Source organism: Stutzerimonas stutzeri RCH2 (genome assembly GCF_000327065.1).
GTDB classification, from domain to species: Bacteria; Pseudomonadota; Gammaproteobacteria; order Pseudomonadales; family Pseudomonadaceae; genus Stutzerimonas; species Stutzerimonas stutzeri_AE.
In genome coordinates this window covers 1,245,664-1,268,394 of sequence record NC_019936.1, presented here as the reverse complement: position 1 = coordinate 1,268,394, position 22,731 = coordinate 1,245,664, and the positions used below count along the sequence as shown (strand labels likewise).

General features: G+C 63.3%; 19 protein-coding genes. 11 read left to right on the top strand and 8 right to left on the bottom strand.

The features are described from left to right. Nucleotide 1: 1 nt before the first annotated feature. Nucleotides 2–892 (bottom strand): LysR family transcriptional regulator ArgP, encoded by an 891-nt coding sequence (locus tag PSEST_RS05680; RefSeq protein WP_015276051.1) that lies wholly within the window; start codon nt 890–892, stop codon nt 2–4. Nucleotides 893–985: 93 nt separating this feature from the next. On the opposite strand from PSEST_RS05680, the gene PSEST_RS05675 reads away from it, so the two are divergent. The 4 genes from PSEST_RS05675 (at nt 986) to PSEST_RS05660 (ending at nt 5,729) form a co-directional block, all read left to right on the top strand. Next, nucleotides 986–1,594, top strand: coding sequence for a LysE/ArgO family amino acid transporter (locus PSEST_RS05675; protein ID WP_015276050.1), 609 nt, complete (start codon nt 986–988; stop codon nt 1,592–1,594). 401 nt (nt 1,595–1,995) lie between these two features. Next, a complete protein-coding gene (locus tag PSEST_RS05670) occupies nt 1,996–2,577 on the top strand; it encodes a superoxide dismutase (RefSeq protein ID WP_015276049.1) in 582 nt (193 codons plus the stop codon). 282 nt (nt 2,578–2,859) lie between these two features. After that, nucleotides 2,860–4,920, top strand: coding sequence for a putative bifunctional diguanylate cyclase/phosphodiesterase (locus tag PSEST_RS05665; RefSeq protein WP_015276048.1), 2,061 nt, complete (start codon nt 2,860–2,862; stop codon nt 4,918–4,920). A gap of 125 nt (nt 4,921–5,045) precedes the next feature. Continuing rightward, a complete protein-coding gene (locus PSEST_RS05660) occupies nt 5,046–5,729 on the top strand; it encodes a spermidine synthase (protein ID WP_015276047.1) in 684 nt (227 codons plus the stop codon). Between the two features lie 14 nt (nt 5,730–5,743). Here the strand turns inward: PSEST_RS05660 and PSEST_RS05655 are convergent, their stop codons facing one another. Together PSEST_RS05655 and PSEST_RS05650 are read right to left on the bottom strand one after the other, a co-directional pair. Then, nucleotides 5,744–6,637, bottom strand: a complete 894-nt coding sequence (locus tag PSEST_RS05655; RefSeq protein ID WP_015276046.1) for a GIDE domain-containing protein — start codon at nt 6,635–6,637, stop codon at nt 5,744–5,746. A 1-nt stretch (nt 6,638) separates the two neighbouring features. Further along, nucleotides 6,639–7,211, bottom strand: a complete 573-nt coding sequence (locus PSEST_RS05650; RefSeq protein ID WP_015276045.1) for a LemA family protein — start codon at nt 7,209–7,211, stop codon at nt 6,639–6,641. Nucleotides 7,212–7,380: 169 nt separating this feature from the next. On the opposite strand from PSEST_RS05650, the gene PSEST_RS05645 reads away from it, so the two are divergent. From PSEST_RS05645 to PSEST_RS05615, 7 genes are all read left to right on the top strand, one after another. Beyond that, on the top strand, nt 7,381–8,715 hold the full coding sequence (locus PSEST_RS05645) for an imelysin family protein (protein WP_015276044.1): 1,335 nt from the start codon (nt 7,381–7,383) through the stop codon (nt 8,713–8,715). A gap of 166 nt (nt 8,716–8,881) precedes the next feature. Beyond that, nucleotides 8,882–10,300: a di-heme oxidoredictase family protein gene (locus tag PSEST_RS05640; RefSeq protein ID WP_015276043.1), complete on the top strand. Its 1,419-nt coding sequence runs from the start codon at nt 8,882–8,884 to the stop codon at nt 10,298–10,300. Between the two features lie 45 nt (nt 10,301–10,345). Next, nucleotides 10,346–11,422 carry an imelysin family protein gene (locus PSEST_RS05635; protein ID WP_015276042.1) on the top strand — a complete coding sequence of 359 codons (1,077 nt, stop codon included), beginning with the start codon at nt 10,346–10,348 and terminating at the stop codon, nt 11,420–11,422. Between the two features lie 2 nt (nt 11,423–11,424). Further along, nucleotides 11,425–12,519 carry a DUF1513 domain-containing protein gene (locus tag PSEST_RS05630; protein ID WP_015276041.1) on the top strand — a complete coding sequence of 365 codons (1,095 nt, stop codon included), beginning with the start codon at nt 11,425–11,427 and terminating at the stop codon, nt 12,517–12,519. 81 nt (nt 12,520–12,600) lie between these two features. Next, on the top strand, nt 12,601–14,223 hold the full coding sequence (locus PSEST_RS05625; protein ID WP_015276040.1) for a methyl-accepting chemotaxis protein: 1,623 nt from the start codon (nt 12,601–12,603) through the stop codon (nt 14,221–14,223). Nucleotides 14,224–14,448: 225 nt separating this feature from the next. Then, nucleotides 14,449–15,582, top strand: a complete 1,134-nt coding sequence (locus PSEST_RS05620) for an efflux RND transporter periplasmic adaptor subunit (RefSeq protein ID WP_015276039.1) — start codon at nt 14,449–14,451, stop codon at nt 15,580–15,582. A 54-nt stretch (nt 15,583–15,636) separates the two neighbouring features. Further along, on the top strand, nt 15,637–18,693 hold the full coding sequence (locus PSEST_RS05615) for a multidrug efflux RND transporter permease subunit (RefSeq protein ID WP_015276038.1): 3,057 nt from the start codon (nt 15,637–15,639) through the stop codon (nt 18,691–18,693). 18 nt (nt 18,694–18,711) lie between these two features. On the opposite strand, the gene PSEST_RS05610 is transcribed toward PSEST_RS05615, so the two are convergent. The 5 genes from PSEST_RS05610 to PSEST_RS05590 form a co-directional block, all read right to left on the bottom strand. Then, the gene (locus tag PSEST_RS05610; protein ID WP_015276037.1) at nt 18,712–18,933 is read right to left on the bottom strand and encodes a hypothetical protein; all 222 of its coding nucleotides are present in this window, start codon (nt 18,931–18,933) and stop codon (nt 18,712–18,714) included. Between the two features lie 172 nt (nt 18,934–19,105). After that, nucleotides 19,106–20,755 carry a chaperonin GroEL gene (gene groL, locus PSEST_RS05605; protein WP_015276036.1) on the bottom strand — a complete coding sequence of 550 codons (1,650 nt, stop codon included), beginning with the start codon at nt 20,753–20,755 and terminating at the stop codon, nt 19,106–19,108. A 48-nt stretch (nt 20,756–20,803) separates the two neighbouring features. Further along, nucleotides 20,804–21,097, bottom strand: coding sequence for a co-chaperone GroES (locus tag PSEST_RS05600; RefSeq protein WP_015276035.1), 294 nt, complete (start codon nt 21,095–21,097; stop codon nt 20,804–20,806). Nucleotides 21,098–21,345: 248 nt separating this feature from the next. After that, nucleotides 21,346–21,804, bottom strand: a complete 459-nt coding sequence (locus tag PSEST_RS05595) for an FxsA family protein (RefSeq protein WP_015276034.1) — start codon at nt 21,802–21,804, stop codon at nt 21,346–21,348. A 126-nt stretch (nt 21,805–21,930) separates the two neighbouring features. After that, nucleotides 21,931–22,638 (bottom strand): HugZ family protein, encoded by a 708-nt coding sequence (locus PSEST_RS05590; RefSeq protein ID WP_015276033.1) that lies wholly within the window; start codon nt 22,636–22,638, stop codon nt 21,931–21,933. Between the last annotated feature and the right edge of the window lie 93 nt (nt 22,639–22,731).

The following is a 22,731-nucleotide window of genomic DNA, read 5'->3' as shown; positions in this document are numbered from 1 at the left end:
GTCAATCGACCAGCAACCAGCCGCTGGCGCAATGCACCAGATGCCGGGTCAGTTCATCGAGCAACTGCCCGCCATTACGCCAGTGGTGCCAGTACAACGGCACGTCGATCGGCGGCCCGGACAGCACATCGACCAATTCCCCACGCGCAAGTTCGCCGCGCACCTGCAACTCCGGCACCAGCCCCCAGCCCAGTCCGCTGTGCAACAGACGCACAAATCCCTCGGAAGACGGGCACAGATGGTGGATGAAAGCCTCACCGCCGCCGATTGACGCCATGTAGCGATGCTGCAACTGATCGTCCGGACCAAAGACCACAGCCGGTACCCGCGCCAGATCCGTCGCCGCTGGCAGCTGCTTGAAATGACGACTGATGAACGCCGGGCTGGCCAGCGCACGGTAGCGCATCGCCCCGAGAAACTGGCTACGCGCACCCGCCAGCGGGCGCTCCGCAGCGCATACGCACGCAGCCACCTCGCCCGCCCGCATCCTTTTGAGACCGACGGCCTGATCCTCCACCACATGGTCAAGCAACACCCGATGCTCGGCGCAGAAGGGTGCGACCGCAGCTGCCCACCAGGTAGCCAGACTGTCCGCATTGAGGGCGATCCGCAGCCGTTCGGGCAAGCGGTTCTCGTCCAGCGCCGGGACCTGGCCCTGCAGGTCGCGCTCGAGCAGGCGCACCTGCTGAACATGATTGAGCAAGCGTTGGCCCAGCTCGGTCGGCCTCGGCGGGGCATCACGCAGCAGCACGGGTTGCCCGACACGTGCCTCGAGCAGCTTGATCCGCTGTGATACTGCCGATTGCGAAAGCCCAAGCGCCTGTGCGGCACGCTCGAACCCCGCCTGTTCCACGACCGCCGCCAAAGCAGCGAGCAGCTTGTAATCGAACATCAGCTTTCCTAATGCTACCTGACGATAATTTGTTTCTCTTATAGACCGTCAGTCACCAGACTCGCCAGCAGAATTCGAACGAGGCGTGCGGACATGAATGCGATCTGGCAAAGCTATATCAACGGTCTACTGGTGGCGGCCGGGTTGATCATGGCCATCGGCGCGCAGAACGCCTTCGTCCTCGCGCAGAGCCTGCGTCGGGAACACCATCTGCCCGTGGCCGCGCTGTGTATCGTCTGTGACGTACTGCTGGTCAGCGTCGGCGTGTTTGGTCTGGCGGCGGTACTGGCGAGCAATCCGCTGCTGCTGGAAATCACTCGCTGGGGCGGTGTCGCTTTCCTGGTCTGGTACGGCACCCTGGCATTGCGCCGGGCGGCGAAGCCGCAGAGTCTGCGCAGCGCCGACGCACAACCGCGTCCGCTGCGCGCGGTATTGCTGGCCGCACTGGCCGTGACCCTGCTCAACCCCCACGTCTATCTCGATACGGTGGTCCTGATCGGATCTCTCGGCGCGCAGCAACCCGAGCCAGGTGCCTACACGCTCGGCGCAGCCAGCGCGTCGACGCTGTGGTTCATGACCCTGGCGCTCGGTGGCGCCTGGCTTGCACCCTGGTTGGCGCGTCCGCTGACCTGGCGCCTGATCGACCTTGGCGTTGCGGCCATGATGTTCGCGATCGCCACGCAACTGGCATTCGCTGGCTGAGGCCGTTGCCCGCGGCATCCCACCGCGCACCGATTGGCAGCTCGCAAGGAACGCCCGAGCAGGTGACGCGGTCCACGCAAGGCGCAGCCAGTCTTTCGCAACCGATGGCATCACACCGCCAACCCCTCTGGAACCTATATTCCATACAGTTGCCGCGTGGTTTTGCCGCAGGTCGGGTGCTATGATCGCTGGCTCGCAGACATGGAGCGGAAGGCTTCAGTCTGTCTGTTCGGCCGACCGTGAACGGCCAGAGATTGCGCAAGCATGTAGCGAGCGAAGGGAACGACAGAGGTCAGGGCGGGACGCGCATTCGCACCTGTTCACCGGCAATGTCCGGCACGCCTCGTACGCTCCTTCCAGCTGGCCGCATCAATCCTCGACACCTGAGTAGGAGATACATCATGGCTTTCGAATTGCCGCCGCTGCCGTACGAAAAGAATGCTCTCGAGCCGCACATGTCCGCCGAGACGCTCGAGTTCCACCACGACAAGCACCATGCTGCTTACGTGACCAACCTGAACAACCTGATCCCGGGCACCGAGTTCGAAGGCAAGGATCTGGAAAGCATCATCAAGACCTCTTCGGGTGGCATCTTCAACAACGCCGCTCAGGTCTGGAATCACACCTTCTTCTGGAACTGCCTGGCGCCGAACGCCGGTGGCCAGCCGACTGGCGCCCTGGCTGAGGCCATCAACGCTTCTTTCGGTTCCTTCGACAAGTTCAAGGAAGAGTTCACCAAGACCGCTATCGGCACCTTCGGCTCCGGCTGGGCCTGGCTGGTCAAGAAGTCCGACGGCAGCCTCGGCCTGGCGAGCACCATCGGTGCCGGCAACCCGATGACCGCTGGCGACAAGCCGCTGCTGACCTGCGACGTCTGGGAGCACGCCTACTACATCGACTACCGCAACGCTCGTCCGAAATTCGTCGAAGCGTTCTGGAACCTGGTCAACTGGGACTTCGTCGCGAAGAACTTCGCAGGCTAAGCAGCCAGACCGCAGTAATGAAATGCCCGCCCCCACGCGGGCATTTTCATTTAAGGCTTGGCCCGGGTCTGCCGCTATAGATTGGTATTCGTGCTCAACGGATGTCTCCGTGAAATGATTCAATACGCTATCTTTGCTTAGTAATACGGGATTGCCCTTGCATCCAGCGAGGTGCCGCACGTGCTTAAGCTGCGAATCCCGGGGTTAACGGCCTCTTTGACGATTGCCGAATGACTATCAACATTTCTGCGACCGGGCGTCGGCACGGAAAAGGACCTTCATTTGAAGCTGGAAATACGCAATAGCCTGTCGCGTAAACTCCTGCGTGTCGTCCTGCTATCGGCGCTGGCGGTAGGACTGGTACTCAGCTGCGCGCAGATCATCTTCGGCGCGTACAAGACGCGCCAGCTGATCGAGGCCGATGCCCAGCGCATCCTGCGTATGACGCGCGACCCCTCCACGCAGGCGATCTACAGTCTCGACCGGGAGATGGGCGCCCAGGTGATGGAAGGCCTGTTTCAGCATGAATCGATTCGCATGGCATCGATCGGTCATCCGGATGAAGGCATGCTGGCGCTGAAGATCAGACCTCCCATCAGCCTGCCGACCCGCTGGCTGACCGATCCGATTCTTGGTCGCGACCAGCAATTCTCGATCCCGCTGATCGGCAAGCCGCCCTACAACGAGTACTACGGCGAACTGCGCATCACGCTGGACACCGCCCAGTATGGCCAGGAGTTCGTCAACGACTCCGTCGTCATCTTTATCCTTGGCCTCCTGCGCGCACTGACCCTCGGCTTTGTGCTCTTTCTGATCTACCAGTGGCTGCTGACCCGTCCGTTGACCAAGCTCATCGAGCACCTCGCGCAGATCAATCCCGACCGGCCCGGCGAGCACAAGCTGCCGATGATCAGGGGACACGAGCGCAACGAGCTGGGCCTCTGGGTGGAAACAGCCAACGGCCTGCTCGCCTCCATCGAACACAATATGCACCTGCGTCAGGAGGCCGAAAGTAGCCTGCATCGCCTGACCCAGTACGACTCGCTGACCGGTCTGCCCAACCGCCAGCAACTGCAGAGCCAGCTCGACCATATCCTCGACGAAGCGCGCCGCCTGCAGCGACGTATCGCTGTGCTCTGCCTGGGCCTTGATGACTTCAAGGGCGTCAACGAGCAGTACAGCTACCAGGCCGGCGACTACATGCTGCAGGCCCTGGCCGATCGTTTACGCGCCTCGGAGACGCGCCTGGGCGCGCTGGCGCGACTGGGCGGCGACCAGTTCGTGCTGGTACTGAGTGGCATCGAGCAACCCTACGAGGCCGCCGAGCTGGCCCAGGCGGTGCTCGACGATCTGGAGAACCCGATCGAGCTGGACGGCCACCCGATTCGACTGCGTGCGACCATCGGCATCACGCTTTATCCGGAAGATGGTGATAACACCGAGAAGCTGCTGCAGAAGGCCGAGCAGACCATGACCCTGGCCAAGAGCCGCTCGCGCAACCGCTACCAGTTTTATGTCGCCAGTATCGACAGCGAGATGCGCGCCCGCAGGGAGCTGGAGAAGGATCTCAGCGAAGCGCTCAAGCGCAACGAGTTTCATCTGGTCTACCAACCGCAGGTGGACTACCGGCACAACCGCATCACCGGCGTCGAGGCGCTGATTCGCTGGAAGCATCCGCAGGGCAAACTGGTACCGCCAGATCTGTTCATTCCGCTGGCCGAGCAGAACGGCAGCATCATCGAGATCGGCCAGTGGGTGCTCGATCAGGCGTGCAGCCAGCTGCGTCAATGGCACGCTCAGGGTCATACCGGCCTTCGCGTGGCGGTGAACCTTTCCACGGTGCAACTGCGTCATCCGCAGCTGCCAGCGATGATCGGCGAGCTGCTGCACAAGCATCAGCTGCCCGCAGAAACCCTTGAGCTGGAGGTCACCGAAACCGGGCTGATGGAGGACATCGACGCCGCGGCGAACAACCTGCACAGCCTGCGGCGTTCCGGCGCGCTGATTGCGATCGATGACTTCGGTACCGGTTATTCCTCGCTCAGCTATCTCAAGAGCCTGCCGCTGGACAAGATCAAGATCGACAAGAGCTTCGTTCAGGACATCGGTCAGGACGAAGGCGCGACCATCGTCCGAGCGGTCATCCAGCTGGGCAAGAGCCTGGGCATGACGGTGATCGCCGAGGGCGTTGAAACGCCGGCGCAGGAAGCCTACCTGATCGCCGAAGGGTGCCAGGAGGGCCAGGGGTACTACTACAGCAAGCCGCTGCCGGCTCGCGATCTCGACCTGCTGCTGCGCCAGTCGGCGCCGTTCGACCGGGCCGTCAACTCCGAATTCCGCTAGATCAGGTCAGCAAGTCCTCGCCATCTTAATCATTTGGCTCACGAGCCCAAACGCTGGCCAGCCGCAGGGACTTCGGCCACACTTCCCGCCCCTTTTCGCCATCCGCGGCCTGCGACGAGCCCTCGATGAAACGTTTCGTACTTCTGGACACCGCTGCGATCCCCACCGGTGGCACCCTGTGCCTGTTCGAATATGGCGATGACTTCGTCATCAAGATCCAGGGCGGTAACGGCAACCAGCTGATGAACACGCGTACCCACGGCTCGGAAGACGCGTTGGCGGAGATTCCCTGCAAGCGGATCGCCGGCCGGCCGCAGGTACGCGTCCTGATCGGTGGATTGGGCATGGGCTTTACCCTGGCTTCCGCCCTGCGCCATTTGGGACCTGATGCCGAGGTACTGGTAGCGGAACTGGTGCCGGGGGTGATCGAGTGGAACCACGGCGCGCTCGGCGCGAAGTCCGGACATCCTGTGCGCGACCGCCGCAGCCAGGTGCTCAATCAGGACGTCGCCGAACTGCTGCAACAGCAGCCTCAGGGCTTCGATGCAATCATGCTGGACGTGGACAACGGTCCTGAAGGCCTGACGCAGAAGAGCAACAGCTGGCTCTATTCACTGGATGGTCTGAACGCCTGCGCCCGCGCACTGCGCCCGTCCGGCGTGCTCGCCGTGTGGTCGGCCAGCGCCGACCGGGCCTTCTCCGACAAGCTTGCCAAGGCTGGTTTCAAGGCCGAGGAAGTGCAGGTGTTCGCTCATGGCAACCGCGGCACACGCCACACCATCTGGATCGCCGAAAAGCGCAATCGCTGAGCGGCGGCTAGCGGTTACCAGGCGGTTATACCCAGCTGCATTGCCAGCCATACGGCGCCCACCAGGCACATCGCCGCGCCTCCCGCTGCCTGCCAGTAGAAACGCCGGGTAATGACTTCCTCACCATGACTGGACAGCACGAAGGGCAGCGCTTCATTGGGGCGAGCCAATTGATGCTGTTCCGGAGCAGCGCTGCTCTGGCGGTGACGGTCCTCTGCCTCGAGCCGCGCGGCCAAGTGGACGCGATTCCACTCCTGCTCGTCGAGCTGCCCGTCGGCGTTGCTATCGAAACGCTGCAGCAAACCGGCGTAGTCACCCTTCCACTGTCGGATCACTTCACGCTTGGCTGATGACAGGTCGAGGCCGTGGCGACCGCCGCCGGTGGTGCGAAAGTCGCCGATCGCATACAGCGGTTCACCGTCGTGTAGCCGTTCCTCGGTGTAGCGATAGCGTTTGCCGCTACTGAGCAGGCCCAGCCAGCCACTTGGCGCGACGCCACGGGGGTGGCGCAGGCTGCCGGTCCAGACCTTGCGAAAAGCAGGATGCACATCGGCGCCACGCGGGTCGATCAGGCACTCGCCGGTGGCATCGGCCAGGCGTAACCAGGCCTCGCTGGTGCCTCGCTCCAGCACATTCCAGCTGCTGCGCTTGCCATTGGAGCGATACTCTTCGATGCAGTAGCGCCACCAGAGGCAATGCTCATCGGTAAGCGGCGCGGTGGGTTGTGGCACGCCCAGCTCACGCAGAATGCCGACCAGCTCGACATAGCCCTGCGCCGCAGAGCGGATGCGTGACGTCGGGGTATCGAGCAGATGCCGTGCGCGCGACCAGCGCCCGATGCAGATCCAGGCACCACCGATGCACAGCGCAGCAGCCAGCGCGAGGCTGAAAAACTGGCCGAGATCCATTTCAGCCGAACAGCGCCTTCAGATCGACGTCGGCCTTCTCCGCCTCGCTGAACTGCAACAGCGCGGCCTCCTTGAAGCCGAACGCCCGGGCCAGTAGCACATCGGGGAACTGCTCGATGCGCACGTTGTTCAGGTTTACCGCCTCGTTGTACAGCTCGCGGCGGTCAGCGATGCCGCTTTCGAGCCCACTGATGCGTTGTTGCAGATGGCGGAAACTGTCATTGGCCTTCAGCTCAGGGTAGTTCTCAGCCAGCGCGAACAGCCGCCCCAACCCAGCACGCAGGCCGGTCTCGGCCTGTCCCAGCGCACCGACATCGCCCTGCTCCCGAGCACTGGACACCGCGTTGCGCGCGCTGATCACCTGCTCCAGCGTGTTGCGTTCGTGTTGCATGTACTGCCGACAGGTTTCCACCAGCTTGGGCAGCTCTTCATGGCGCTGGCGCAGCAGCACGTCAATGTTCGCCCACGCCTTGCCGACGCCATGCTTGAGCCGCACAAGGCCGTTGTAGAGGATCACCGCATAGGCGGCGACGAGAAACAGCACCACCAGCACAACCACCGCGCTCAGGCTCATGACATCTCCATACCTTGGCTTCAAAACGCCAGCATTCTACCGGTTGCGCTGACACGGAAGAGAGAGGCCGTGCACGCATTGGCTTTGCACAAAATGAAAATCTTTCGCATTATTGAGCGCTTCCGAGCAGCACTCGGCTTCGTTCATTCGCACGCAAAGGAACCCGCACATGCTACGCACCCCCATCTGGGCAACCGCCAGCCTTCTCGCTGTGGCCATCTCGCTCGCCGGTTGCGGTGAAGACAAGACACCGACCAACCAGACCGCTGCACCGCAAAGCACAACCGAGAGCGTGCCGGCAGAACAGGCGCAGAAGCCGGACGAAAAGGCCGCCAAGGCCGTGGTCAGCCACTACGCCGATCTTGCCCTGGCTGTGTTCAGCGATGCCCACAGCACCGCGGTGCAACTCCAGCAGGCCATCGATGCGCTGCTCGCCAACCCCAGCGAAGAAACGCTGCAGGCCGCTCGCCAAGCCTGGCTGGCCGCTCGCGTTCCCTACATGCAGAGCGAAGTGTTCCGCTTCGGCAACCCGGTGGTCGATGAGTGGGAAGGACAGCTCAACGCCTGGCCGCTCGACGAAGGCCTGATCGACTACGTCGAAGGTGATTACCAGCACGCCCTCGGCAACCCGGGCGCCAACGCCAACATCATCGCCAATACCGAATTGCAGATAGGCGAAGACAAGATCGCCACCAGCGAGATCACCGCCGAGCTGCTGACCAGCCTCAACGAACTGGCCGGCTCCGAGGCCAACGTCGCCACCGGCTACCACGCCATCGAGTTCCTGCTCTGGGGCCAGGACCTCAACGGCACCGGTCCGGGCGCCGGCGAGCGTCCGCATACCGACTACGTCGTGGGCGAAGGCTGCACCGGCGACAACTGCGAGCGTCGCCGCACCTACCTGAAAGTCGCCACCGACCTGCTGGTAAGCGATCTGCAGGAAATGGTCGAACAGTGGCAGCCGGGCGCCGAGAACTACCGTGCCAGCCTGGAAGCCGAATCGGGCGAAAACGGCCTGCGCAAGATGCTCTTCGGCATGGGCAGCCTATCCCTTGGCGAACTGGCCGGCGAGCGCATGAAAGTCGCACTGGAAGCCAACTCCACCGAGGACGAGCACGACTGCTTCAGCGACAACACGCACAACTCGCACTTCTTCAACGCCCGCGGCATTCGCAACGTTTATCTGGGCGAGTACAAGCGCGCCGACGGCAGCACCCTGACCGGCCCAAGCCTCGCCTCGCTGGTGCAAGGTGTCAGTCCTGAAGTGGACAGCACGCTGAAGACTGACCTGGAAACCACCGAAGCCAAGCTGCAGGTACTGGTTGAAAGCGCCAACAACGGCGAAGCCTTCGACCAACTGATCGCGACGGACAACACCGCAGGCCAGGAAAAGGTGCGCAACGCCATCGCCGCACTGGTGAAGCAGACCGCCTCCATCGAACAGGCCGCCGCCGCTCTCGGCATCAGCGATCTCAACCCCGACACAGCCGATCACGAGTTCTGATCGGCTCTGACACGGGCGCAGCCCCTGCGCCCGTGTCCCCCTTGGATCCACACCAAACGCTAATGCGCAATGCTGCGGCCTCCACGCAAATGCAAATCCCTCTTATTCCATCTCGCTTAGCCTGCTAAGATCGCGCGGCTTAATTCACGCTCCGCAGGTATTCTCCATGCGCCCGCTGTTTCGCCGCCTCTTTCCGTTGCTGGCCCTGGCTCTGGCCGCCTGCGGCACCGATGAAACGCCGCGCTTCGAACAGGCCGAACCCGGCGAAGCCCTCTCGGGCGGCACCACCACGGTCATGAGGTTCGACCAGAACGCCTTCTCCATGCCTTCGGCCAACCTCGCGCCGACACGTCGGCTCGACTTCAGCGTCGGCAACAGCTTCTTCCGCAACCCCTGGGTCATCGCCCCCGCGTCCACCACGGCGCGCGACGGCCTCGGCCCGTTGTTCAACACCAACGCCTGCCAGAACTGTCATATAAAGGACGGCCGCGGACATCCGCCGGCGCCGGATGCGGCAAGCGCCGTCTCGATGCTGGTGCGGCTGTCGATTCCGGCGGGGCCAGAGCACGCCGAGGTCGTCCGCGAGCGCGGCATCGCCCCCGAGCCGAGCTATGGCGGCCAGCTGCAGGACATGGCGGTTCCCGGCGTCGCGCCAGAGGGCAAGGTACGTCTGCGCTATTCGAGCGAGCGCGTGCAGTTTGCCGACGGTACCGAGATCGAATTACGCAAACCGATCATCGAGCTGAGCGAACTGGGCTACGGCGATATGCAGCCGGATACCCAGATGTCGCTGCGCATTGCGCCGCCGATGATCGGCCTCGGCCTGCTCGAAGCGATCCCCGAGGAGGCGCTGCTGGCCAATGCCGACCCCGATGACCGCGACGGCGACGGCATTTCCGGGCGCCCGAACCGGGTCTTCGACCAAACCACCCGGCAAACCGTGATGGGTCGCTTCGGCTGGAAGGCCGGCCAGCCGAGCCTGAATCAGCAGAACGCCGACGCCTTCTTCAACGACATGGGGCTGTCCAGCAGCCTGCTCAGTGGCAGCAGCTGCACCGAGCGACAGACTGAGTGCCGCGCCATGCCTGACGGCGGCGAGCCGGAAGTCAGTGACAATATCCTTGCCCAGGTATTGTTCTACACCCGCAATCTCGGCGTGCCGGCGCGGCGCAACGTCGGCGATCCGCAGGTGCTCGCCGGCAAGACGCTGTTCCACCGTGCCGGCTGTCAGAGCTGCCATGTACCGCAGTTCACCACCGCCGCCGACGCAGCGGAACCGGAGCTGGCCAACCAGCTCATCCGCCCCTACACCGACATGCTGCTGCATGACATGGGCGAAGGCCTGGCCGATCACCGCCCCGAGTTCGAGGCCAGCGGCCGTGAGTGGCGCACCGCGCCTCTATGGGGTATCGGCCTGACCCAGACGGTCAGCGGGCATAGCCAATTCCTGCACGACGGCCGCGCCCACAATCTGCTCGAAGCGATACTCTGGCACGGCGGCGAAGCAGAGAAAGCCCGCCAGGTCGTACTGGGTTTCAACCAGGAAGAACGCAACGCGCTGCTGAGCTTCCTCGAATCGCTCTGAATACCATTCAATCCAGCTTTCCGCGCTAAAGCCTATGAGGACACCATGATCCGCTCCTATTCCCTGCGCATTGCCAGCGGCGGCCTGCTGACCGCCCTGCTGCTGAGCGCCTGCACCCCGGCTGACCCGCGCGCCGAAACCAGCAAGGCACTGACCGATGGCGTACTGCTGCCGAGCTATAGCCAGTGGGCCGAAGCCGACCGCCGCCTCGCCGCGAGCGCAATCGCCTATTGCGCCGACAACCAGACCACCGAGGAAGCGCGCGAAGCCTTCGTGCATGCGCAGACCGCCTGGGCCGGCCTGCAGCCGCTGCTGATCGGCCCAATGGGCGAAGGCAACCTGGCCTGGCAGGTGCAGTTCTGGCCGGACAAGAAGAATCTCGTCGCGCGCCAGGTCAGCGCATTGCTCAACAGCAAACCCGACCTCACCCAGGCCGATCTGGATGGTGCCAGCGTCGTGGTCCAGGGTCTTAGCGCCTACGAGTACATTCTTTTCGATAAGAGCATCTCCCTCGACGATGCTGCTACCAAGCAGCGCTATTGCCCGCTGCTTACGGCGATCGGCGAGCACCAGCAGCAGCTTGCCGCCAGCGTGCTGCAGCAATGGCAGGACAAGGACGGTGTGGCCGACCAACTGCGCCATTTTCCCAATGAGCGTTACGCCGAGCCGAGTGAAGCGATCGCCGAGCTGCTGCGCGTTCAGGTCGCCGCACTCGATGGCCTGAAGAAGAAGCTCGGCGCCCCGCTCGGCCGTCAGACCAAGGGCCATCCGCAGCCCTATCAGGCTGAAGGCTGGCGCAGCGACACGACGCTGGCCAACGTCACCTCAGCGATCACGGGTGCCGAAAGCCTGTGGCTGGGCGCCAACGAAGACGGCCTGCGCAAGCTGCTCAGTGCCGAGCAGGTCGATCTGGCCAAGCGCATCGACGCCGCTTATGCCGAGCTGTTGCAGCAGCTGGCAGGCATGAATCAGCCCTTCGCCGAGCTGATGGGTAACGAGGCGGGGCGGGGCGAGCTCGACGCGCTGTACAAGCGCATCGACGGCCTGCATCGCCTGCATCAGCTGGAACTGGCCCGCGCCCTTGGCGTGCAGATCGGTTTCAACGCGCACGACGGAGACTGAGCATGAGGCGCCGAACCCTGCTTGGCCTGACCGGCGCCATGTTTGCAGCCGGCGGCATTGCCGGCTGGACACTGACCCGTCAGGGGGACCAGCCGGTGCTGCTGTCGGCACGCAACGACAAGGACGGCAAGCATTACGCCGTCGGTTATCGTCTCGACGGCAGTCAGGTATTCGCCACGCCGGTCGCCGAGCGCTGCCACGATGTCTACCCCCATCCTTATCTGCCGCTCGCAGTATTCGTCGGGCGTCGCCCGAGCCGCGAAAGCTATCTGATCGATTCGCGTGACGGTCGGCTGTTGCAGGTGCTGGCGTCGCCGCCACATCGCCATTTCTACGGTCATGGCGTGTTTCACCAGGATGGTGAATGGTTCTACACCACCGAGAACGACACCGCCGATGCCGGCCGTGGCGTGCTCGGTGTCTACCGTCTGGAAGATCGACAGCTGGTGCGCGTCGGCGAGCACGCGACCCACGGCATCGGCCCACATCAGCTCCTGTGGATGCCGGACAACGAAACCCTGGTGATCGCCAATGGCGGCATCCGCACCGAAGCGGACAGCCGCGCGATGATGAATCTCGATGCCATGGAGCCGAGCCTGGTGCTGCTGCGCCGCGACGGCCGCCTGATCAGCAAGGAACAGCTGCCGGAGCGGATGAACAGCGTGCGTCATCTTGCGATCGCCGCCGACGGCACCATCGTCAGTGGCCAGCAGTACGAGGGCGATGCCATGGACCGCGTACCGCTGCTGGCGATCAAGCGGCCCGGGCAGGCCTTCCAGCACTTCCCGCTGGGCGAAAGGCAGCGGCAGATCATGAACCAGTACACCGCGAGCCTCGCCATTCACGACGAATTGCGCCTGCTGGCGGTAACCGCACCACGAGGTAACAAGGTCTTCATCTGGGATCTGGACAGTACCGAGCTACGCCAGGAAGCCCACCTGCCCGACTGCGCTGGCGTCGCGGCAGTCGCCGAGGGCTTCGTGGTCAGCTCTGGCCAAGGTCGTTGCCGCCTGTTCGATTGCCGTGGCAAAGGCATCGCCAGCACGCCGCTGGAGTTGCCGGCCGGGCTCTGGGACAACCATTTACGCATCGTCTAGCTCAAGAAACGCACCACACCGCCGATGCATGCAGGCTACGGCAGGGATGCCTCATCGAGTTTTTCATACGAGGCCTTGCCCATGTTTCAGAAGTCCCTGCGCGCGCAGATTCTCGCGCTGATCGGCGGCAGTCTGCTGCTCACAGTGCTGATTGCGCTCGCCTGCATCCGTCTGCTCAGTAGCAATATCGACAATTTCCAGGCGCTGCTCGACGGCCCGCTGGAAGAGCTGCAACTGGTCGACGAGGCCAACCTCGAGTTCAAGGTGCAGGTCCAGGAATGGAAGAACGTGCTGCTGCGCGGCAAACAGCCGGACTCTCGCAACCGCTACTGGAGCCAGTTCGAGGGCCAGGAAGCCAAGGTGCAGAAGATTCTGGGCGATCTACTGGTACTGACCGCCGACGAACCGGAACTGGCCAAGCAGATCGAGAGCCTGCGTAGCGAGCACCGCACTCTCGGCGTTGCCTATCGCAAGGGCCTGGATGCCTACATTGCCGCCGACAGCGACCCGCTCGCCGGGGACGCCGCGGTAGCCGGTATCGACCGGGCGACCAGCGCTCAGTTGAGCGAGCTGGTCAAACAGCTGGGCGACGCTGCCGTGCAGCGTTCGGAAACCATCCGTGCCGATGCACAGAGCACCGCATCCCTCGGCCCGCTCATCATGATCCTCGCCAGCGTGGTGGTCGCACTGTTCAGCCTGTGGCTGGTCAATCGCCGGATCATCGAGCCGATCCGCAGCCTGATCGAGCACATCGCGCGCCTCAGCCAGGGCAAGTTTGCCGACCGTGTGGATGCCAGCCGCGCCGACGAACTGGGCCGCCTGGCCGTCGCCGCCAACGTGCTGCGCGATTTTCTTGCCGACACTTTCACCCGCCTGCAGCAGAGCACGTCCAATCTCGACAGCGCCAGCGGCGAGCTGAGCGCCATCGCCAGGCTGATGGCAGACGGCACTCGCGAGCAGTTCTCGCGTACCGACCAGGTCGCCACGGCGATGCATGAGATGTCCGCCACCGCCCAGGAGGTATCGCGACACGCTGCCGAAGCGGCGCAGGCCGCTGATGCCGCTGACCATTCGGCACAACAGGGCGAAGCGGTGATGCGCGCAACGATCGCCACCATCACCGACGTGAGCGGCGAGATCGCCAGCACCGCTGAGGTCATTCGCCGCCTGGAAGGCGACAGCGGCCGCATCGGCAAGGTGCTGGAAGTGATCCGCGGGATCGCCGACCAGACCAATCTGCTGGCGCTCAATGCCGCCATCGAGGCGGCCCGTGCGGGCGATGCCGGACGCGGCTTTGCCGTGGTCGCCGATGAAGTGCGCACCCTGGCGCAGCGCACGGCCGAGTCCACCGCCGAGATTCACCAGATCATCGATACCGTGCAGACCGGCGCGAGCAATGCGGTGCGCGCCATCGAGAGCGGCCAGGCCCGCAGCGAACAGGGCGTCGGCCAGGTAACCGAGGCCGGTCTGATGCTGCAGCGCATCACCGAAGCGGTAGAAGCCATCCGTGACATGAACCGCCAGATCGCCACCGCTGCCGAGGAGCAGACTGCTGTCGCCGAAGACATCTCGCGCAACATCACCGAGATCACCTCGATCGCCACCATCAACCAGCAGAACGTCGAGCGCACCGAAACGGCCAGCCAGAACCTCCACGGGCTGTCGGCGCAACTGACCGAAGTCACCCAACGCCTCGCCGGCTGACGATAAACGGGGCGGGCTGACAGTCTGTCGCCCGCCCCGCATTTCACTGGTCTTCCGCCCTCTCTCCCCCTTTACTTGCCTCCGATTCGGGGCTAAGTTCCTCCCTCCCCGTTCCAGCTGCGCCAGTGCCAGCGATCGTCCATCGTGACGATGATCGGACCGTTCGAACGGCTGCCTCGATCACGGCAGTAGACAGCCGGCTCACATCTCCAAGGAAATCGGAAAATGTTGCGCCGCATGCTGTTCATGCTGGGCGCGGTGGTCGTCGTCGTTGCGATCCTCGCCGCGCTCAAGTTCAATTCCATCTACCAACAGATCCAGCAGTTCCAGGCACCCAAGCCGGCGATCGACGTCGAGACCGAGCTCGCCCGACGCATGGACTGGCAGAGCCGTCTGCCGGCAATCGGTACGCTCAGGGCCTCCCAGGGCATCGACCTCAGCGTCGAGATCGCCGGGACGATTACCGATGTGCAGTTCCAGTCTGGTGAAAAGGTCAGCAAGGGGCAGCCTATCGTGCTGCTGGACAGCGAGATGGAACGCGCCAGCCTGGCCAGCGCCGAAGCGGACCTCAATCTGTCTCGTGTGGAATTCCAGCGGGCGCGCAGCCTGCTGGACCGTCAGGCCATTTCCCGCAGCGAATACGACCGGCTCAACGCCGAATCGCAGAAGGCCGAGGCCAGCGTGGCCCAGTTGCGTGCCAGCCTGGCCAAGAAGCGCATTCTGGCGCCCTTTGCCGGCACCATCGGCATTCGTCAGGTGGACGTAGGTGACTACATCGCCGCCGGCACGCCGATCGCCACACTGCAGGATCTCTCCACGCTTTATGTCGACTTCTTCCTGGCCGAACAACATGTGCCGCTGCTGGCCCTCGGACAGAAGGTGCAGCTGCGCGTGGCGGCGTATCCCGACCAGCGTTTCGAAGGCGTGATCACGGCGCTGAACCCGAAAGTGGAAACCACTACCCGCAACGTGCAGGTGCGCGCCGAGCTGGCCAACCCGGACGGACGCCTGTTGCCCGGCATGTTTGCCGACCTGCAGGTCCTGCTGCCGACCGAAACGGCGCAGGTGGTCGTGCCGGAAACCGCCATCACCTACACGCTGTACGGCAACTCGGTACTGCTGGTGACCGAAGGTACGCCGCCGGAGGGCGTCACCACCGACGAGCCCTATCTGGTGGTCGAGCGCCGCTTCGTCACCACCGGTGAGCGGCGCGATGGCGTGACGGTCATCCTCGAAGGTCTCGAAGGCGGCGAGCAGGTGATCACCGCCGGCCAGCTCAAGCTGGACAGCGGCGCTCATGTCGCCATCGCCGAAAACCGCACGCTCAAGCTCGACGGCACCGAGCCGGCGTCCGAATAAGGGGCCTGCCGCTCAGGCGGCAGCGCCACATCGAACAGTTCCAGGTACTTGCCCATGGCCTTCACCGATCCCTTCATCCGCCGCCCGGTACTGGCGAGCGTCATCAGCCTGCTGATCGTGCTGCTCGGCATGCAGGCGTTCAACAGCCTGACCATTCGCCAGTATCCGCAGATGGAAAGCGCCCTGATCACGGTGACCACCGCCTACCCGGGCGCCAATGCCGAAACCATCCAGGGCTACATCACCCAACCGCTGCAGCAGAGTCTGGCCAGCGCCGAAGGCGTGGACTACATGACCTCGGTCAGCCAGCAGAACGCCTCGGTGATCTCGGTTTATGCGCGCATCGGTGCCGACACCGATCGGCTCTACACCGAGCTGCTCAGCCAGGCCAATTCGGTGAAGAACCAGCTGCCGCAAGCCGCCGAGGACCCGGTACTGAACAAGCAGGCGGCCGACTCCACGGCGCTGATGTACATCAGCTTCTACAGCGACCAGCTGTCCAACCCGCAGATCACCGACTACCTGTCGCGGGTGATCCAGCCCAAGCTGGCGACGCTACCGGGCATGGCCGAAGCGGAAATCCTCGGCAACCAGGTGTTCGCCATGCGCCTCTGGCTGGACCCGGTGAAACTGGCCGCCTATGGCGTCTCCGCCGGTGATGTGAACGAGGCGGTGCGCAAGTACAACTTCCTCTCCGCGGCCGGCGAAGTGAAGGGCCAGTATGTGGTCACCAGCATCAACGCCGACACCGAGCTGAAGACGCCGGAAGCGTTCGCCGCCATCCCGCTCAAGACCCAGGGCGACAGCCGCGTACTGCTGGGTGACGTTGCGCGAGTGGAAATGGGCGCCGAGAGCTACAACTCGATCAGCTCGTTCGACGGCATTCCCTCTGTCTACATCGGCATCAAGGGCACGCCCAGCGCCAACCCGCTGGATGTGATCAAGGAAGTGCGCGCGATCATGCCGCAGATCGAGGCGCAGCTGCCGCCGGGCCTCAAGGCGAGCATCGCCTACGACGCCACCGAGTTCATCCAGGCCTCCATCGACGAGGTGGTGAAGACTCTGGCCGAGGCCGCGGTGATCGTCATCGTCGTGGTGTTCCTCTTCCTCGGCTCGCTGCGTACCGTTCTGATCCCGGTGGTGACCATCCCGCTGTCGATGATCGGCGTGATGTTCTTCATGCAGGCCATGGGTTATTCGATCAACCTGCTGACACTGCTGGCCATGGTGCTGGCGATCGGTCTGGTGGTGGACGACGCCATCGTCGTGGTGGAGAACATCCACCGGCATATCGAACAGGGCAAGTCACCATTTCAGGCGGCGATCGACGGCGCACGGGAAATCGCCATGCCGGTGGTGACGATGACCATCACCCTGGCGGCGGTCTATGCGCCCATCGGTTTCCTGCAGGGGCTGACCGGCGCGCTGTTCCAGGAGTTCGCGCTGACCCTGGCCGGCGCGGTGCTGATCTCCGGCGTCGTGGCGCTGACCCTGTCGCCGATGATGTGTTCGAAACTCTTGCGTCATGAGGAGAATCCCAGCGGCTTCGCCCATCGCCTGGACGAGCTGTTCGAACGGCTAAAGCAGCGCTACCAGCGTGCATTGCACGGCACGCTGAATACCCGCCCGGTGGTGCTGGTGTTCGCCGTGCTGGTTCTCGCGCTGATTCCCGCCCTGCTGATGTTCACCGAGAGCGAGCTGGCGCCGGAAGAAGACCAGGGCATCGTCTTCATGATGGCCAGCGCGCCGAAGACCGCCAACCTGGACTACCTGAACGCCTACACCGACCAGTTCCTGGAGATCTTCAAGAGTTTTCCGGAGTACTACTCCTGGTTCCAGATCAATGGTTTCGACGGCGTGCAGAGCGGTATCGGCGGCTTCCTGCTCAAGCCCTGGGACGAGCGCGAGCGCTCGCAGATGGAAATCCTGCCGGAGGTTCAGGCCAAGCTCGATCGCCTGCCGGGCCTGCAGATCTTCGGCTTCAACCTGCCTTCGCTGCCCGGTACTGGCGAGGGCCTGCCCTTCCAGTTCGTCATCAACACCGCCAACGACTACGAGACGCTGCTGCAGGTGACCGAGCGCATCCGCAAGCGTGCCGAAGAGTCCGGCAAGTTCGCCTTCCTCGATGTGGACCTGGCCTTCGATAAGCCGGAAATCGTGGTCGAGATCGACCGTGAGAAGGCCGCGCAGATGGGCGTGTCCATGGAAGAACTCGGCCTGACCCTGAGCACCCTGCTCGGCGAGGGCGAGATCAACCGCTTCACCATCGAAGGCCGCAGCTACAAGGTCATCGCCCAGGTCGAGCGCGCTTATCGTGACAACCCCGATTGGCTGAGCAACTACTACGTGCGCAACGGGCAAGGCCAGATGCTGCCGCTGTCGACGCTGATCAAGGTGCGCGACCGCGCACGACCGACTCAGCTCAAGCAGTTCCAGCAACTCAATGCGGCAATGATTCAGGGCTTTCCAATCGTCAGCATGGGCGAAGCGATCGATACACTGCAGACCATCGCCCGCGAAGAAGCGCCCGATGGTTTCGGTTTCGATTACGCCGGCGCGTCGCGGCAGTACATTCAGGAAGGCAACGCGCTATACATGACTTTCGCGCTGGCATTGGCGGTGATCTTCCTGGTCCTGGCCGCGCAGTTCGAAAGCTTCCGCGATCCACTGGTGATCCTGGTCACCGTACCGCTGTCGGTCTGCGGCGCGCTGGTGCCGCTGTTCCTCGGCCTGTCGAGCATGAACATCTATACGCAGGTGGGCCTGGTGACGCTGATCGGGTTGATCAGCAAGCACGGCATCATGATCGTCGAGTTCGCCAATCAGCTTCGCCGCGAACAGGGGCTGAGCCGGCGCGAAGCGGTGGAAGAAGCGGCGGCGATCCGCCTGCGGCCGGTGCTGATGACTACCGCAGCCACCGTGTTCGGCATGGTGCCGCTGATCATCGCCAGTGGTGCCGGTGCGGTGAGCCGCTTCGATATCGGCCTGGTGATCGCCACCGGCATGTCGGTGGGAACGTTGTTCACCCTGTTCGTGCTACCGGCAGTCTATGACCTGGTAGCCCAACCGGACCGCAGCCCAAGCGAGCACGCCGGGATCGCCGTCAGCTAAAGGCCGGGCGTTGTCGTTTCAGCGCATCCCCTGGGACAGGCCGTACAGCAGCAACAGCAGATCCTGGTCGGGGCGTGCAGCGTCGAACCGGGACTTGCCGTTAGGCGGTAGTGGGCAATAGCTGCGCTCTACACTGCTTTGTACCAGGGCGGCACCCGGCTCATTCCAGGCCGCCACGCACAGGGTGGTGACTCCAAGCGCGCCGACCAGAAACAATCCTCGAGCAATTTCCAGCTTCATGGCGTAAGCCCTTGATTAGTCGGATAGTTAACTGACCGTAGCCTAGCTGGTTAATTCCGGCAGGCTTTTGGACGAACGGCTGCATTCCCCCTGTTACGACGCGCCTGTCGCAAGGCAAAAAAAACCCCGCACCAGGCGGGGTTTTTCTTTTACAGCTCAGGAGCCGGGCGGCTTACATCATGCCGCCCATACCACCCATACCGCCCATGCCACCCATGTCCGGCATGCCGCCAGCGGCCTTGTCGTCAGCCACTTCAGCGATCATCGCTTCGGTGGTGATCATCAGGCTGCCGATGGAAGCCGCGGCCTGCAGAGCAGAACGGGTTACCTTGGCCGGATCGAGGATACCCATCTCGATCATGTCGCCGTAGGTGTCGGAGGCGGCGTTGAAGCCGAAGTTGCCTTCGCCCTGCTTGACCTTGTCGACCACCACGCTCGGCTCACCACCAGCGTTGGAGACGATCTGACGCAGCGGCGCTTCGACGGCACGACGCAGCAGCGCGATACCGACGTTCTGGTCTTCGTTCTCGCCCTTCAGCTCGGAGATGGCCTGCAGAGCGCGCACCAGGGCAACGCCACCGCCAGGAACCACGCCTTCTTCGACGGCAGCACGGGTAGCGTGCAGGGCGTCTTCTACGCGGGCCTTCTTCTCTTTCATCTCGACTTCGGTACCGGCACCGACCTTGATCACGGCAACACCGCCGGCCAGCTTGGCCAGACGCTCTTGCAGCTTCTCTTTGTCGTAGTCGGAAGTGGTGTCTTCGACCTGCTTGCGGATCTGGGCAACGCGGGCTTCGATATCAGCCTGCTGACCAGCGCCGTCGATGATGGTGGTGTTTTCCTTGTTCAGCACGACGCGCTTGGCGTTACCCAGGTGCTCCAGGGTAGCGGTCTCCAGGCTCAGGCCGACTTCTTCGGAAATCACGGTACCGCCAGTCAGGATGGCGATGTCCTGCAGCATGGCCTTGCGGCGATCGCCAAAGCCCGGGGCCTTGACTGCAGCAACCTTGACGATGCCGCGCATGTTGTTGACCACCAGGGTGGCCAGGGCTTCGCCTTCGACGTCTTCGGCAACGATCAGCAGCGGACGACCGGCCTTGGCAACGGCTTCCAGCACCGGCAGCAGTTCGCGGATGTTGGAGATCTTCTTGTCGACCAGCAGCAGCAGCGGGCTGTCCAGCTCGGCGACCATGGTGTCCGGCTTGTTGATGAAGTACGGCGACAGGTAGCCACGATCGAACTGCATGCCTTCGACGACGGACAGCTCGTTCTCCAGACCCGAACCTTCCTCGACGGTGATCACGCCTTCCTTGCCTACGCGCTCCATGGCTTCGGCGATGATGTCGCCGATGGAGGAGTCGGAGTTGGCGGAAATGGTGCCAACCTGGGCGATCGCCTTGGAGTCGGTGCACGGCTTGGCCAGGTTCTTCAGCTCGGCGACGATGGCGATGGTGGCCTTGTCGATGCCGCGCTTGAGGTCCATCGGGTTCATGCCGGCCGCAACAGCCTTCAGGCCTTCGTTGACGATGGCCTGGGCCAGAACGGTAGCGGTGGTGGTGCCGTCACCGGCTTCGTCGTTGGCCTTGGACGCAACGTCCTTGACCAGCTGAGCGCCCATGTTCTCGAAGCGATCCTTCAGCTCGATTTCCTTGGCGACGGAAACGCCGTCCTTGGTGATGGTCGGAGCACCGAAGCTCTTCTCCAGCACGACGTTGCGGCCTTTCGGGCCGAGGGTCGCTTTAACGGCGTCAGCCAGAACGTTTACACCGACCAGCATCTTCTTGCGTGCGGAGTCGCCGAATTTGACTTCTTTAGCAGCCATGTTGATTGATCCTCAATTCGTGAATTATTTACGGAGATTCGCGGGTGATCAGGCTTCGACGACGGCGAGAATTTCGTTCTCGCTCATCACCAGCAGATCTTCGCCGTCGACCTTGACGGTGTTGCTGCCGGAGTAAGGGCCGAACACCACCTTGTCACCGACCTTCACGGCCGGGGCGCGTACTTCGCCGTTGTCCAGCACGCGGCCGGTACCCACAGCAACGACTTCGCCACGGTTCGGCTTCTCGGCAGCGGAGCCCGGCAGGACGATGCCGCCTGCGGTCTTGGTTTCTTCTTCGCTGCGACGAATCACGACGCGGTCATGCAGAGGACGAAGCTTCATTGTCGATCTCTCCTAGTAGAGTGGTTCCATGCCGATGACCCTTCATCGGCGGGTTGGGCAAATCCGGCGTTGCCGGTTGCGGCCCGCAATGCGAGCCGCAGAAGACGGACTGTCGAATACGACAGCGACCTTGCGGTGTCCGCTACATGCGGGCGTTCAAGAGCATTTCAAGGGGCGCAGATGAAATTTTCATGGCCACAAACGAAACCGGCACGCCTGCTGGCGTGCCGGGATGCCGGGTGATCGGCTTAGCGGTCGCGGTCATCGCGCTCCCACTCACCCTCGATCACGTTAGGTCGCTGCGGGTTGGAGCGCGCCTGCAGATCGTCGGCAAAGGCGCGTTGGCGGCGCATCTGCGCTTCGATCCGCCGATTGATCTGACGAAACAGGAAGTTGCGGGTCGGCGGGAACAGCACGATCAGCGCCAGCACGTCACTGATGAAGCCGGGCAGGAACAGCAAGCCGCCGCCGATAGCCATCATCAGCCCCTGCAGCATTTCGCGCTCGGGCAGTTCGCCGCGCGCCAGACGCTCACGCGCGCGCCAGGCGGTGGCGAAGCCGGCCAGGCGCAGCAGTAGTACGCCGGCGATACCGCTGAGCACCAGCAGCAGGATGGTCGCCAGCGCACCGATGGAACTGCCGACCTTGATCAGCACGTACAGCTCGGCCAGCGGAAACAACAGAAACAGCACAAAGAAGATTCGCATCGATGGTCCTTGGCGGAAGATCAGCTTCCTGTCCTCTGTAGATGGCGGCATGACGGGTCTAATTCAACCCGGGTGAGAAATTGCCTGTAACCGGATTATGCGTAACGCCGCTGAAGTGAAGCTGAATCAACCACGCGCCATGGCAACCAACGCCTGGCGCACCGCCATCGGCGTTTCGCATGGCTGCGCGAATGCCAACCAATGCAGCGCCTGACCGATGCGCAGATGAAAGCCCTCGCTGTCGACTCCAGCCATCTGCGCGGCGGGGCTCTGCGGCAACCCCGCCTGCTCGACGTAACGGGCGATGGCGGCAGCATGATCTTCGTTCATGTGCTCGACCATGCCCTGCTCCACCTCGCCGCTTTCGACCGCGAAGGGATTGGCTAGGGCGACGTCGTCCAGCCAATGAATCGCGCCGAAGCCACCGATATAGCGCCAGCGCACCGGCTCCAGCACCCAGAAATCGAAATCATGCACGCGATGGTAATCGCGTGATTCGGGGAAATAGCGGTAATAGCGCTGCGCAGCCGACTCGATCGCCGCCGGCTCATCGAGCTGACGGGCTTGTGCCAGCAGCGTGAGTCGCCCGGCCGCCTGTACATCCTCGGCGGCGCGTTCGCCGACCAGCAGCGAGCAGCGACCATCAGCTTTGAGATTGCGGGTGTGCTGGGCGATGCGGCTGATCAGGATCAACGGCCAGCCGTTAGCGTCCAGGCAGTACGGAACCACCGAACCGAACGGAAAACCGGGCATCGCCTGGGAATGGGTAGAGAGCACGCCGCGGTATTCCTTGAGCAGGAGTTGTCGGGCATGCTTGCGGGCTTCGGCGCTCACTGGGGCTCCTCGAAAGACGGGTCCGGGTCGACGGAGCGCTCAGCATAACGGTTTCCCCGGCGGGCGTCGTTTGCCCCGTATTAGAACGACAAC

Coding starts and splice junctions, on each gene's coding strand:
- PSEST_RS05660 (WP_015276047.1), top strand. CDS start 5,046: ATGAAACGTTTCGTACTTCTGGACACCGCTGCGATCCCCACCGGTGGC.
- PSEST_RS05620 (WP_015276039.1), top strand. CDS start 14,449: ATGTTGCGCCGCATGCTGTTCATGCTGGGCGCGGTGGTCGTCGTCGTT.
- PSEST_RS05630 (WP_015276041.1), top strand. CDS start 11,425: ATGAGGCGCCGAACCCTGCTTGGCCTGACCGGCGCCATGTTTGCAGCC.
- PSEST_RS05600 (WP_015276035.1), bottom strand. CDS start 21,097: ATGAAGCTTCGTCCTCTGCATGACCGCGTCGTGATTCGTCGCAGCGAA.
- PSEST_RS05635 (WP_015276042.1), top strand. CDS start 10,346: ATGATCCGCTCCTATTCCCTGCGCATTGCCAGCGGCGGCCTGCTGACC.
- PSEST_RS05655 (WP_015276046.1), bottom strand. CDS start 6,637: ATGGATCTCGGCCAGTTTTTCAGCCTCGCGCTGGCTGCTGCGCTGTGC.
- PSEST_RS05625 (WP_015276040.1), top strand. CDS start 12,601: ATGTTTCAGAAGTCCCTGCGCGCGCAGATTCTCGCGCTGATCGGCGGC.
- PSEST_RS05670 (WP_015276049.1), top strand. CDS start 1,996: ATGGCTTTCGAATTGCCGCCGCTGCCGTACGAAAAGAATGCTCTCGAG.
- PSEST_RS05610 (WP_015276037.1), bottom strand. CDS start 18,933: ATGAAGCTGGAAATTGCTCGAGGATTGTTTCTGGTCGGCGCGCTTGGA.
- PSEST_RS05680 (WP_015276051.1), bottom strand. CDS start 892: ATGTTCGATTACAAGCTGCTCGCTGCTTTGGCGGCGGTCGTGGAACAG.
- groL (WP_015276036.1), bottom strand. CDS start 20,755: ATGGCTGCTAAAGAAGTCAAATTCGGCGACTCCGCACGCAAGAAGATG.
- PSEST_RS05595 (WP_015276034.1), bottom strand. CDS start 21,804: ATGCGAATCTTCTTTGTGCTGTTTCTGTTGTTTCCGCTGGCCGAGCTG.
- PSEST_RS05650 (WP_015276045.1), bottom strand. CDS start 7,211: ATGAGCCTGAGCGCGGTGGTTGTGCTGGTGGTGCTGTTTCTCGTCGCC.
- PSEST_RS05640 (WP_015276043.1), top strand. CDS start 8,882: ATGCGCCCGCTGTTTCGCCGCCTCTTTCCGTTGCTGGCCCTGGCTCTG.
- PSEST_RS05675 (WP_015276050.1), top strand. CDS start 986: ATGAATGCGATCTGGCAAAGCTATATCAACGGTCTACTGGTGGCGGCC.
- PSEST_RS05645 (WP_015276044.1), top strand. CDS start 7,381: ATGCTACGCACCCCCATCTGGGCAACCGCCAGCCTTCTCGCTGTGGCC.
- PSEST_RS05615 (WP_015276038.1), top strand. CDS start 15,637: ATGGCCTTCACCGATCCCTTCATCCGCCGCCCGGTACTGGCGAGCGTC.